The following is an 11052-nucleotide window of genomic DNA, read 5'->3' as shown; positions in this document are numbered from 1 at the left end:
CCCGGAAAACCAGCAGATCGCGAATGAGATCAGCAGGAAGTCACTGACTCTGCTAAAAAACAAGAATGATATCATACCGCTCAGGCCCAATAAATACCCCCGGGTGCTCGTCCTATCCGTTACGGACATGGACAACGAGGAGAAAGGAGCTGCGTTGGCCGAAGAGATGCGCACCTATCATCCTGCCGTCCGTCACCGGGTTTTCTACCGGGGAATGAGCGCCAAAGAAAAACAAAATATCCTGCAGAACGCCCGGTGGGCCGATCTTATCGTCATCGGGGCGCATATGTATATCAACGCCAGCGGTAATAATCAGTTCAACTCATCCCAGCGCCAGTTACTCCATCAGCTTCCCTCCCAAACCCCCAAAGCGCTGATCACCTTTGGCAATCCCTACGCTGTCGGGGACCTGCCGGATGCAGATGTTCAGCTGCTGGCATGGGACGGGTCCGAGCTCCAGCTTAAAAATACGGCTCCTGCCCTCTTCGGGGCTTCTGCCATCGGGGGGCGTCTTCCCATCGACATACCGGGCGCCTACGCCGCGAATGAGGGACTTTCCCTTCCACAAACTACGATCCGGTTCGACAAGCCGGAATCAGTCGACTTTTGGGCCGATTCCCTCTACAAGGTTGACAGGATCATGCATGAAGCTATTTATGACTCGACCTTCCCCGGCGGGGTGGTCACTGTATTAAAAAACGGGGTGATCGCCTACCAAAAGGAATTGGGCTATGAAACCTATCAGAAGCTCAACCCGGTGGATGCCTATGATATCTATGACCTGGCTTCACTTACCAAAATCATGGGTACCACAACCGCCATGATGAAACTGGTCGACGAGGGTAAAATACGTCTGGATGACAAAGTGGGTGCCTATTTTCCGGAGTTTAAATCAGGCCTCAAAAGCGACATTACCCTTCGGCATCTGTTGCTTCACACCTCGGGACTCCCCCCCTTCCGCATCTATATAGACAAGCTTAAAACACGCCGTGCGCTTGTCGAGGCGGTCAAAAATGAGCCGCTGATCTATGAGCCCGGGGCGACCCATAAATACAGCGATCTGGGATTCATCCTGATGGGTGAAATAGTCAGGGAAGTAACGGGTATGCGACTGGATAAATATTTACACCAGACTTTTTACCAGCCGCTGGGCATGAATAACACCCGCTTCAATCCGCTCGACGCAGGAGAAGCGTTCGCTAACCGGATTCCACCCACCGAAAAGGATACCATCTATCGCCATAAAACGGTCCGGGCCCAGGCTCATGACGAACGGGCTTACTACATGGATGGTGTTGCGGGTCATGCCGGACTCTTTTCAAGTGGTTCGGATATCGCCATCTACACCCAGATGCTGCTCAACAAAGGCTCATACGGCGGAAAGCAATACCTGAAGCCTGAGACGATAGAACAGTTTACCAAACGGCAGTCGGAACTTGTCAACCGCGGATACGGTTTTGACCGTAAGGACGAGGAAGAGGAAAGCACGGCTGGTACGCTGGCCAGCAACGAGGCTTTCGGACATACCGGCTTTACCGGGACCAGCTTCTGGGTTGATCCCCGGCGAGACCTTGCGATTATCATCCTGACCAACCGAACATATCCCTATCGCTCTTATGGTAAGAACATCAGCAAGATACGGGCAGAGGTGGCGGATGCCGTAATTTCTTCAATTATTGAGTAATGGTAATGATATATGGATATCCGTAATGTTTATGCCACAAGCTACGTGCCCTATTCCCAACAGCCTGAAGCTGCCGTGGTTTATAGCAGCGAGGGACACTATTTCGCCGGCAAACGCATAGAAAATGTTTCCTACCCCCTGTCGATCAGCGCTGCCCAAAACGCACTGTTTTGCTGCCTGAGTGAGGGAGATACCCCAAAAAAACTGATGACCACCAATCCCGGCGACCGGTTACTTTCGTTCTGGAAAAAGGAATATAGTGTTGACCTGGGCACGCTGGATACCGGGGATTTTCCGGATGTCAACTTTTCTGGCATCTCTATAAATAAGGACTCTGATCCTGCTGTTATTATGTCGTCCCTGCTGGACCGCGCCCTTGTAGAGTATTCTAATTTCCCGGTTGCTGCCCTTGTCGAAACAGAAACGGGATATATAGGCGGAGTGAATATAGAGTGCTCCTCCTGGAATATGGGACTTTGCGCCGAACGGATAGCCATCATGAAAGCTTTGACCTACAGCCGGGTCGAGCTTGGAGATCTCCATATCCTGAGCCGCGACGGTGAGTTCAGTAGTCCCTGCGGTGCCTGCCGGCAAGTCATCCACGAACATCTGTCCAGCCGCCAGATTCATCTATATCATACGGATCACTCGCAATCTATCCATTTTAGCGAAGATCTACTGCCTTTTAGCTTTCACTCACCATCACTTTTGAATTCATAATTTTCCAGCCCTTTTATGCGCTATCTTGCTGCTTTGGATCATGATCACCTTGACAACGGCATCTTTCTCACTTCGCTGGCACGTTCGCTCTCGGAACAGCAAAAAGACCGGCAACTGCGCTCTATTATTGTACATGCCGATAGCGCCTATACCGACCGTATTATTCAAACCGGTGTAATGCGTGAGGAAGCAACCGTACGAAGTCTCAAAGACCTCAATAAAAGGCTTGTCGCACTCTTTGCGGACGAGGGGGTTTCGACCATCGGTATAAATCCCTATAAGCGAAACTTCATCACTCTGAAAGAAAATAAGCTTTCCCTGGATCACAAATTTTTAGAGAGCCTCCCCCGTCAACCTCTACTGTTGCTTTCCACGCTGGTCCGGGATCTCGCCCGAAACCGGCAAACGACCGTTGAACTGCCCCGTATGCTCCGCTTTTTGCGGGAGGAGATCCGTCCCGATGAACTTTTTATCTTTTCGAAATCTGATGAGGCTGAGATCTTCACGAATTCCGATTATCCCGATAACATACAATGGGATACGATGGAACCGTCATTCCGGGAAACGCAAATTCCCGATGAATTTAAAACGTTTAACCAGCGTGTACGCCTGACAACAGCCCGGGATTTCCACCGTCTTCCGGGGACCAATCACACTATTTTAATCAATTAATCATTACTTTTTAACCTTTTTACCCTGTATTTTGGTTTTTTATCACCTGAAAACGGGAAAAAGCCTACATAATGCATTAAAATAGGGATTTAAACTTGACACGCCAGTTGCATATACATAGATTCGACCATATCGATGGTGAAATTTATGAACATCATCGAGTGATTTTGATTAATATTAATACAAAATAAAAACGGAGTCTACAATGAGCCGATACGATGAAATGAATGAATTATTAGATCAGCTGGAACCTGATATTACTAAGTTCTACGAAAAAGGCAACAAAGCTGCCGGTACCCGTGCTCGAAAAACTCTTCAGGCAATGAAGAAAAAGGCACAAGAAATTCGTATGGAAATTCAAGAGTGGAAAAACACCGGGAAGGTGTAAAAATATTCTTTTTTCTGCAAAAGGGGAGCTTCTGCAAAGGAGTTCCCTTTTTTTAATTTATCTATTTTTTTCAGAAGATGAGGTTGTTATTAGACTCTTACTGCCCCCTTTTGGCTTGACCCAAAAGAGGCAAAAAAGTCAAGGCTGAGAAAACTCAGCGCCCGGCGGTCGCGTCGGCTCCGGAGAAAAATATAAACTCACCCGACATCGTCGGGTTCAAACAAATATTTTTCTTTTTCCTCCGCCTTGCGCCCACCACCCAGGGCGCTGAGTTTTCAAGGCCGGGTGTTTTGTTTGTCTATTCCGGCCTAATACATTGTGCTGAGAAGAGTGAACGGAGCCGAAGCGTAAACCCCGAACTATCGGGGCTGTTTGAGGACCAGCGGGACGAGCTAAATGATTTTAGCGCAGGCGAAGGAAGCGCCAGCACAATGTATTCAGCCGGTGATTTTTTTGGTTACTTTTTTCATCACAGAAAAAAGTAACCAGATAATTACATCTTCGTTGCCATTTTTTCTGACAAACCTTCCCTGTTTTTTTGAATAATGCGGTTATAAGCCATCAACACCGCTTCGGTGACTTTCGCATCGAGTACTTCTGCATGCTCCTTCACTTCAGCCACAGCGTTGCTCGGGGCGTACGGCTGACCCACAATCTTCAATCCGGGGATATCGCCGCTGCTATCTCCAATATAGGCCACTTCACGGGGAGCGATGTCCAGCAATTCACAAAGCCGGAGGATGCCGTTTTCTTTATTGTTATCAGCAAGTATGATATTAATTGACACCTCCGTTTTGTGGACTTCAAAAATAGGATATCCGTCAGCGACATATTCCTTGATAGCGGGAAAAGCATCATCAATAACCTCTTTTTTCGGGTGAATCAAACCGGCATCCATTTTTTTGGTAAATTCGAGGATCATGCCGGGATATTCCGGTATTATTTCCCGTTCAAGCCATGCTTTAAGCTCGTCCACCTGCTGCTCTGCCTTCTCGTCAAATACCGGCAAAAACTGGACTTCATAGTTCTCAATACTGCATACCCCCGCGCTTTCGAATACCGCCGGATAGTTAACATTCAGCCATTGTGCCACGGCCTCTACATACGGCAGGGGGCGTCCCGAACAGATAGTCAGCGGCGGAACAGCGATATCGTTGACATGCTGGTCATTCAGCCTCCGGATTTCGGAAAGAAGATTCCAGTCGGGTGAGATAAAAGGGGTAGAAACACAACCGTCGATGTCCGTAATAAAGAGTTTGATCATTGGTTAAAAGAAATTACGTTTGATAAAATTTTTTTTGGTCGCTGCCTGTTTCTTCCAAATTCTTAACAGCGCCTGTCTAAGATTCTTTGGATGTATAGTAGGGAAAAGTTATCCCAATGATGACAAACAACAGTCCGAAGCCGGCCAGCCACTGGAACTGGTTTTTAAAATCAGCATACTCCTGGCTCGCAAATTCTCCCTGTTGAAGTTCATCCAGACGTCCCAAAAATGCATCAATACCCGAACTGCCGCTCCGGATTTCATAATATTCGCCATTCCCGTCACTCGCAAGAGAGCGAAGCACTTCTGCCTCGAGATGCGTATTTACCACCTTGCCGTCCTCTCCTCTTTTGTATCCCATCAGGGAACCTGAGTCGTCATACAGGGGGATAGTCGATCCCGACTGGGTACCCAGTCCCAGCGTATAAATCGACACATTCTGCTCTCTCAGCTGTTCAAGCGCTGTGTTATAGTCCTCACCATGATTTTCACCATCAGATATAATCATTAATACTTTGGCCGCACCTGAACTCTGTTCTTCCTCATCCCCGGAATCAAAGGCCTCGGCTGCGGTTTCCATCGCAGCGCTAAAATCCGTAGATGACGTAGGCATCTGGTTGGTTTCTGCAATATTCAAAAACAGGCGTAAAGCCGAGTAATCCAGCGTCATCGGCGACTGCAGGTAGGCCTCCCCGGTAAAGACAATGAGTCCCACCCGATCGCCCTGTAATTTTTCAATCATGCGGGTAATCTCATATTTGGCTTTTTCGAGTCGACTCGGCTTAACATCTTCCGCATTCATGCTGGCGGAAAGATCAAGCGCTACCAGCAGGTCCACGCCTTGTCGTTTCACCTCGCGAACTTCCGTCCCAATCTTTGGTCCCGCTGCAGCAATAATAAGCAAAGCCAGTCCCACATAAAGACTAACATGCCGGATTTGTTTACCCAGGGGCCAAAATCCCTTGCGCAACTTCTGCAATAATTTCTCGCCGAAGTAGGTCTTTCTCTTATCAATCAACTGCCTGTTATACCAGTAAGTCAACCCGACAAGAAGAGGAATAATCAACAGTAACCACAGGTAAAGGCTTTCCTGCCAAATCATAGTTTTATCACATCAGAATTAAGCATCAATCTATAATACATAACTCAATAAGATAACTGAAATTGCGGGAGTCGACAATTTTATCTGCGGATACCGGCATGACGGCAGTATATGTAAACCAGTCGGTAAAGGACGCCACCATCGATTTTGATAGTCACGTAACCGGCAATCGCATTGACGGATTTGATACATCTGTATACGACGATGGAGATGATTCCATGATCCGGGGAACGCCGGCTCCTCCCCAGGAAATATAAATTTCTGCGGATCATCCGGGCTGCCAGCGTGTTTTACTGTTGCTTTATGCAAAGGATAGATATGTCGGACCTAACCAGCGATTTTTCTAGTAAAGTTAGAACAATACGCAATACTGCACACTTATGCGCCTATGTTTCAATCGTTGAAATAACCTTGTCGATCAGGTTCAAGGAGGCAATGCTGCCATTTTCCATTCCTTTTTCAAAGTCCCCCGTCTCCCGGGCCATGGTATTGGTCAGGTGGGCAAAACAAACTACTGGTTGCTGTTTAGCCTGGGCAAAAGCGTACAGCGCAGCTGCTTCCATTTCCACCGCTGTGATTCCTTTATCCTCCGCTTTTTGAATAGCCGACCGGGTCTCCCGGTATGGGGCGTCGGTAGTCCAGCTCGTTCCTATCCCGACCGACAATTTCGGGTCGGTCTGCAATTTCCGGAGGTTGTCTAATATTTCTCTGTTAAGGCGTGTTGGTTCTTCGGGAGGCAGATAGTGGTAGCTGGTTCCCTCATCCCGCAGGGCCTGATCGATAAGTATAAACTGCTCGCCTCCGGGTGGTGGAGAAATCGTACCGGCTGAGGTTATGCTTATCAAAAACTCGCAACCGCTGGCGAACATTTGCTCGGCAAGCAGGACCGCAAAAGAAGCTCCCACGGCCTGCCCGATAATGCCAACAGACTGGCCGTTAAGTTCAAATTCATACATGGTAGTATGATAGCCTGCCCAACACCGGTTCACCGATGCTCTATCACTCTTCTTCAGATAGGATACCATATCGCCATCCGGATCAAGAACACAAATCTCGGGAATATCACATTCAGGCACCCCCTTCTGCCGCCGGGCTTCCCGCAGCAGGTTTTTAGCCTTAAATACGGACTCCTCTTCATAGTCCTGCTTGTTCAGCAAGGTACTTTCTTTCATAGAGTTCATGCTAAGTACGCTGGTTGATCATTATAGTGTCACCTGCATCTGGACAGTAAAAAGATTGCCAAGATCAGGATTCAATTGATCTTCGCGATATTCATAGTTAGCCGACAGTCGCGTGTTGCCAACGAAGTAATAGCTGGCTCCGATGGTCACCCGGTGAAGTGATCATCATCCAATGAGGTATCACGGTCAATATATTCATACCGGGCAATGGCTTCCAGGTTACCGGTCAGCTCATACCCGCCGAGCAGGTATCCACCACTCATTTTTTGGCTATCGGCTGTCGACCGGTCATCCTCTCGAATCTGGTACTCCCCTCTTAGAAATAGGGGATTGCCCGCATAGCTGGCATCCAGCCCCGCGCGATAACGGGATTCGTGGTTGCTTGCAGATGGGTTTGGCTGCGGCACGAATCTGTAACAGCGGATGAATATCAAAATCAACAAAAGCATCTACCAGCCGCGGGGTATTATTTGGGGGTTCGGTATAGCCGCCAATCAAATTAATGCTGATATCTTCAGTGATCTTCCCAGTAACACCCAGTCGGGCGCGATGCGTAGAAAACCGGGGCGGTGAGTCGGAAGTTTGGTCGTTGAATGCATTTCTTATTTAAGCACAGCTTTTATTGCTACAAATCCTCCTTCGCCGTATCCTGGTTGTGGTTCTTCCGGTTCTTCCTCGGAGGCGGTAATCAGGGTTTGCCAGTATTCAGATGTGGCAAATCCTGTCGCTTTTAAATATTTGGCAATCTCATCTACTGAATGAAATTGGGCATGTTGATAAAACAGATTGTCTTCTTTATTCAGCCGATACAGCTGCCCCAGCGGACTATTTTTATCAATCATACCAATGATGAATTGTCCCTTGGGCTTAAGAATGCGAGCTGTTTCCCGGAATGCCCTGGAAATATCTTCCAGGAAACAATCCACCGTAATCATAACAGCAAAATCAAAAGTGTTACTTTTAAACGGCATTTTTTCAGCTGTTGCGATTTCCGTGGGAATCCCTCTTTTTTCAGCTATATCAGCCATCGCTTCTGCAGGATCCAATCCCTGACCGATACCTAACTTTTCGGCAAATCGCCCGGTACCAACACCGATTTCGAGGCCGGATTTACTTCTATCCTCAGGCATAACTTTGTCAAGTGCTTTCAACTCCGACCGGAACCAGACCGGATGTTTATCAAACCACTGGTCAAATTCACTGGCATGGTTATCATAAACTGCTATTTTTTCCATACATTGAAAATCAAAACCTATTCCGGATCATTATCTGCCAATGGGGGCTTTCATCATGCCACTTATGGTCAGGTCTTCATCCTTATCAAATTCATCGAGTCCGATCCTAATGTTTTTTGGTTCAGGGTTTAGGCGGAATGTTTTGGCAAGGTGATCCCAAAACGAAAACAGCGAACTGTAATTGGAGTCGGTTTCAGGCTGCCACCGGGAATGATGCACACCGTCCGATTCCCATCAGAATGACCTGGGTTTGCTGCAACTGCTGTAGAAGCGATTCCATAGTATTAGTGCTCTTTATATTTAAAAAGTGAGCACTTTATCACTTTTGGAAATCCATTCAGATAGTTCGGGCATTGAGCCTATTTCGGCTCCTTTGACAAATTCAGCGTCCTTGATGCCCCGGGCCTCGGCGCAGGTGCCACAGATTTTAACTTTCGCTCCTTTGGCAACCGACAGCTTTAGCATGCGTTCAATATTATAGTAGCCGTCGGGCGTATCCTGGCCGGCCAGTGCGCAGGTCGCGGCATCGGCCATAAGAAAAATGCGTACGTCAACGTCATCCTTGCCCAGTTGATTGGCAATCCGCAGAGCGTTGTATGCTTTTTCGGTTCCGTATGGGGCGTCATTTATAATGATTAATGCAGTCATAGTGATATCTATTTATGTAAATAAGGAGGTTTAATTCTTTCCCGGAACAGGTTGTTATTTAATCCGTAATTTCGTTCTTCATCCGGCGATATTGTTCTTCATCTATTTCACCTCGGGCATATCGCTTTTTCAGTATTTCAAGGGATGACTCACCGGAAGAGCCTGACGGGGATTCGCTCCCTTTTCGAATCAAATACCAGATTAGCGTCACGATCACTGCCAAGACCAACAGCCAGAAAAAGATCATCAGTCCCACACCGAATCCCCCGCCCCAGCCATCCATCGTGTGTTGGGGGCCGTTCATCTGTAGGATAATAGCATTCAAGCTTATCATAATATTCACCTTTTCGTTTTATATGTTGAGGTAGTTTTTGCCATGGACCATAACCAATTTATTCAACGCCGGGATTCTGCAACATCCACTCGGGATAACCTTCTTCCAACCGTTTTGATTCAAAACCGTGCTGTTTCAGCAGTTCTACGGCATCATCGGCCATCGCACAGAGCGGTCCCCGGCAATAGGCTACAATTTGCCTGTCTCTGGGCAGGTCTTTGATCCGCTCTTTCAATTGTCCGGTCGGGATGGAAATCGCACCGGGAATGTGTCCTTCTTCATATTCCTCGTTGGGACGTACGTCCAGTACCAGAACTTCGTTGTTTTCAATGCGCTGTTGGAGATCTTGTAGGGAAACGGTTTCCAGGCTTTGGCGGGCATTGCGAAAATCTCGAATCAACCGTTCAATTTCAGCATTTTGAGAAAACCCAAGTTCTCTCAGTACCTTCCATACTTCGTAAACCCTGGAATTTGACAGCGAATAGTAATTATACCTCCCTTTTTTTTCGGCCTTTGCGAGCCGCGCTTTCTTCAGGACCTGCAGGTGCTGGGAGGCATTGGCCATACTGAGCCGGGTATGCTCCACAATATATTCGACCGAACAAGGCCCCTGGGCCAGCAATTCAATGACTTCAAGCCGATGTGGATTCGCCAGGGCTTTTGTTACCGTGGCCAGTTCCGTATAAATCTGCGTTTTAAACTCTCTAACATCCATAATTAACGTGATTTTAACTTAACAGATTTAAAAATAACCAATATCATTACAGCGTTCAATATAATAATTGATTATAGTTATCATAAACTCGACTCGCCCCCAGAGACTGTAGGACTCTGGGGGTTCTAACCCGGGAATACTGGATGGAGATATTTTCTGTAGTTATATGATTTTTGTTGTTATATAAGGCGAATAGGGGACTGGAAAATGAACAAAAGTGTTAAACAGGACCAGCTTTTGTAGTTAATCACGTAAAGACCGACAGGCTCCCCGGGTTAATAAAATAGATTTCGGTATAAAATTTTAGTATCTTCTTGACATAACAAGTAGCAATAAGAGAATATATGAATACGGAAAGTATATTTGGCGCGCTTCTCCCCTTTCTGATGACAGCAGTGTTGCTCTCATACAGCATGGAAGGCGTATCCCCGTCTGCTACTGTTTCTTTTGACTCCAGTCAGCAAAGCTCCCTCTGTAAAAATATACTTCAAACTTCGCTAGTGAAAGCTAAAGATCACCCATCGGGAGTTAAGCAAAGTGATGAACAATCAACTCCTTCCCAGGGAGCAACCACCGTTTCCTCTTCCTGCAACACTTCTTTACAGGTAATACCAGTTGAAAAGCAGCATCTGGCTGGACCCCATGAGAGTAGTCTCTTATTCCCTCCCTATACTTCTGATGTTCCCTCGCAGGCTTTTGTATTCCAGGAGCCCGATCCTCCCCAGACTATTTAAGAGCCTGGCTATCCTATAGCAGTACTAACCCTGCAGCCGGGTTCCGTGATTCTCATCTATTATCCAACTGCAGCATTCCTCGCTTCTAACTACCAGAAGCAGGGTTCAATTAGCTAATCGAATAGTCTGATGGCAAAAACGAACGGTTCTCTATACCAGTCATATTCATTATTGATATTTCGCATCTTTCTGAGTCTGATATTCATTGTCGCCGGTGCCCGGCATGTATTGCAATCCCATGCTGTCACGGAGCGGTTGTTAAACATTGAGTTAGGGCAGATCCTGGGAAGTTATATCCCTCCCGAACCCCTGGTCTTCCTCTCCGGGATAGGGATGGTACTGACTGCTGTAGCACTTATCCTTGGCTACCGTACA

Annotated in this window: 17 protein-coding genes; 8 read left to right on the top strand and 9 right to left on the bottom strand. The window is 47.2% G+C overall.

The features are described from left to right. The 4 genes from ACESLU_RS06925 to ACESLU_RS06910 all read left to right on the top strand — a co-directional run. The coding region (locus tag ACESLU_RS06925) for a serine hydrolase (RefSeq protein ID WP_372637025.1) at window positions 1–1684 on the top strand (1684 nt) is incomplete at its 5' end. A gap of 12 nt (window positions 1685–1696) precedes the next feature. After that, window positions 1697–2404 carry a cytidine deaminase gene (locus ACESLU_RS06920; protein WP_372637023.1) on the top strand — a complete coding sequence of 236 codons (708 nt, stop codon included), beginning with the start codon at window positions 1697–1699 and terminating at the stop codon, window positions 2402–2404. A gap of 15 nt (window positions 2405–2419) precedes the next feature. Beyond that, window positions 2420–3076, top strand: a complete 657-nt coding sequence (locus ACESLU_RS06915; RefSeq protein ID WP_372637020.1) for a hypothetical protein — start codon at window positions 2420–2422, stop codon at window positions 3074–3076. Window positions 3077–3281: 205 nt separating this feature from the next. Next, entirely contained in the window at window positions 3282–3464 is a 183-nt protein-coding gene (locus tag ACESLU_RS06910) for a histone H1 (RefSeq protein ID WP_073065877.1), read from the top strand. A 493-nt stretch (window positions 3465–3957) separates the two neighbouring features. Here the strand turns inward: ACESLU_RS06910 and ACESLU_RS06905 are convergent, their stop codons facing one another. Both ACESLU_RS06905 and ACESLU_RS06900 read right to left on the bottom strand, forming a co-directional pair. After that, window positions 3958–4728, bottom strand: a complete 771-nt coding sequence (locus tag ACESLU_RS06905; protein ID WP_372637017.1) for an HAD hydrolase family protein — start codon at window positions 4726–4728, stop codon at window positions 3958–3960. A 76-nt stretch (window positions 4729–4804) separates the two neighbouring features. Continuing rightward, complete coding sequence (locus ACESLU_RS06900) at window positions 4805–5746, bottom strand: VWA domain-containing protein (RefSeq protein WP_372637014.1); 942 nt, start codon at window positions 5744–5746, stop codon at window positions 4805–4807. A gap of 182 nt (window positions 5747–5928) precedes the next feature. Between ACESLU_RS06900 and ACESLU_RS06895 the strand changes: the two genes are divergently transcribed. Continuing rightward, the gene (locus tag ACESLU_RS06895) at window positions 5929–6087 is read left to right on the top strand and encodes a hypothetical protein (protein WP_372637012.1); all 159 of its coding nucleotides are present in this window, start codon (window positions 5929–5931) and stop codon (window positions 6085–6087) included. Window positions 6088–6216: 129 nt separating this feature from the next. On the opposite strand, the gene ACESLU_RS06890 is transcribed toward ACESLU_RS06895, so the two are convergent. Together ACESLU_RS06890 and ACESLU_RS06885 are read right to left on the bottom strand one after the other, a co-directional pair. Further along, a complete protein-coding gene (locus tag ACESLU_RS06890) occupies window positions 6217–7011 on the bottom strand; it encodes a nucleoside phosphorylase (RefSeq protein ID WP_372637009.1) in 795 nt (264 codons plus the stop codon). Window positions 7012–7157: 146 nt separating this feature from the next. Further along, on the bottom strand, window positions 7158–7418 hold the full coding sequence (locus ACESLU_RS06885; protein ID WP_372637006.1) for a hypothetical protein: 261 nt from the start codon (window positions 7416–7418) through the stop codon (window positions 7158–7160). Window positions 7419–7434: 16 nt separating this feature from the next. Between ACESLU_RS06885 and ACESLU_RS06880 the strand changes: the two genes are divergently transcribed. Continuing rightward, window positions 7435–7584, top strand: coding sequence for a hypothetical protein (locus tag ACESLU_RS06880; RefSeq protein ID WP_372637003.1), 150 nt, complete (start codon window positions 7435–7437; stop codon window positions 7582–7584). A 29-nt stretch (window positions 7585–7613) separates the two neighbouring features. On the opposite strand, the gene ACESLU_RS06875 is transcribed toward ACESLU_RS06880, so the two are convergent. The 5 genes from ACESLU_RS06875 to ACESLU_RS06855 all read right to left on the bottom strand — a co-directional run bounded on the left by ACESLU_RS06875 (window position 7614) and on the right by ACESLU_RS06855 (window position 9943). Continuing rightward, window positions 7614–8246 (bottom strand): class I SAM-dependent methyltransferase, encoded by a 633-nt coding sequence (locus ACESLU_RS06875; protein ID WP_372637000.1) that lies wholly within the window; start codon window positions 8244–8246, stop codon window positions 7614–7616. Window positions 8247–8276: 30 nt separating this feature from the next. After that, window positions 8277–8465 (bottom strand): sterol desaturase family protein, encoded by a 189-nt coding sequence (locus ACESLU_RS06870; protein WP_372636997.1) that lies wholly within the window; start codon window positions 8463–8465, stop codon window positions 8277–8279. Window positions 8466–8546: 81 nt separating this feature from the next. Beyond that, complete coding sequence (locus ACESLU_RS06865; RefSeq protein ID WP_372636995.1) at window positions 8547–8894, bottom strand: DsrE/DsrF/TusD sulfur relay family protein; 348 nt, start codon at window positions 8892–8894, stop codon at window positions 8547–8549. Between the two features lie 58 nt (window positions 8895–8952). Beyond that, the gene (locus tag ACESLU_RS06860; RefSeq protein WP_372637028.1) at window positions 8953–9228 is read right to left on the bottom strand and encodes an SHOCT domain-containing protein; all 276 of its coding nucleotides are present in this window, start codon (window positions 9226–9228) and stop codon (window positions 8953–8955) included. A gap of 58 nt (window positions 9229–9286) precedes the next feature. Beyond that, window positions 9287–9943 (bottom strand): ArsR/SmtB family transcription factor, encoded by a 657-nt coding sequence (locus ACESLU_RS06855; protein ID WP_372636992.1) that lies wholly within the window; start codon window positions 9941–9943, stop codon window positions 9287–9289. A 344-nt stretch (window positions 9944–10287) separates the two neighbouring features. Between ACESLU_RS06855 and ACESLU_RS06850 the strand changes: the two genes are divergently transcribed. Continuing rightward, a complete protein-coding gene (locus tag ACESLU_RS06850) occupies window positions 10288–10677 on the top strand; it encodes a hypothetical protein (protein WP_372636989.1) in 390 nt (129 codons plus the stop codon). A gap of 129 nt (window positions 10678–10806) precedes the next feature. Then, on the top strand, window positions 10807–11052 hold a 246-nt coding region (locus ACESLU_RS06845; RefSeq protein ID WP_372636986.1), incomplete at its 3' end, for a DoxX family membrane protein.

The sequence above is a fragment of the Fodinibius sp. genome (assembly GCF_041642155.1).
Lineage (GTDB): Bacteria > Bacteroidota > Rhodothermia > Balneolales > Balneolaceae > Fodinibius.
The sequence above is the reverse complement of the archived record's forward strand: the minus strand, read 5'-3'. Positions and strand labels throughout refer to the sequence as shown.

Bases quoted from the DNA above. Each gene is read 5' to 3' on its own strand.
- ACESLU_RS06865 (WP_372636995.1), bottom strand. From the start codon at position 8,894: ATGACTGCATTAATCATTATAAATGACGCCCCATACGGAACCGAAAAA.
- ACESLU_RS06880 (WP_372637003.1), top strand. From the start codon at position 7,435: ATGAATATCAAAATCAACAAAAGCATCTACCAGCCGCGGGGTATTATT.
- ACESLU_RS06905 (WP_372637017.1), bottom strand. From the start codon at position 4,728: ATGATCAAACTCTTTATTACGGACATCGACGGTTGTGTTTCTACCCCT.
- ACESLU_RS06920 (WP_372637023.1), top strand. From the start codon at position 1,697: ATGGATATCCGTAATGTTTATGCCACAAGCTACGTGCCCTATTCCCAA.
- ACESLU_RS06860 (WP_372637028.1), bottom strand. From the start codon at position 9,228: ATGATAAGCTTGAATGCTATTATCCTACAGATGAACGGCCCCCAACAC.
- ACESLU_RS06875 (WP_372637000.1), bottom strand. From the start codon at position 8,246: ATGGAAAAAATAGCAGTTTATGATAACCATGCCAGTGAATTTGACCAG.
- ACESLU_RS06915 (WP_372637020.1), top strand. From the start codon at position 2,420: ATGCGCTATCTTGCTGCTTTGGATCATGATCACCTTGACAACGGCATC.
- ACESLU_RS06850 (WP_372636989.1), top strand. From the start codon at position 10,288: ATGAATACGGAAAGTATATTTGGCGCGCTTCTCCCCTTTCTGATGACA.
- ACESLU_RS06890 (WP_372637009.1), bottom strand. From the start codon at position 7,011: ATGAACTCTATGAAAGAAAGTACCTTGCTGAACAAGCAGGACTATGAA.
- ACESLU_RS06910 (WP_073065877.1), top strand. From the start codon at position 3,282: ATGAGCCGATACGATGAAATGAATGAATTATTAGATCAGCTGGAACCT.
- ACESLU_RS06855 (WP_372636992.1), bottom strand. From the start codon at position 9,943: ATGGATGTTAGAGAGTTTAAAACGCAGATTTATACGGAACTGGCCACG.
- ACESLU_RS06895 (WP_372637012.1), top strand. From the start codon at position 5,929: ATGACGGCAGTATATGTAAACCAGTCGGTAAAGGACGCCACCATCGAT.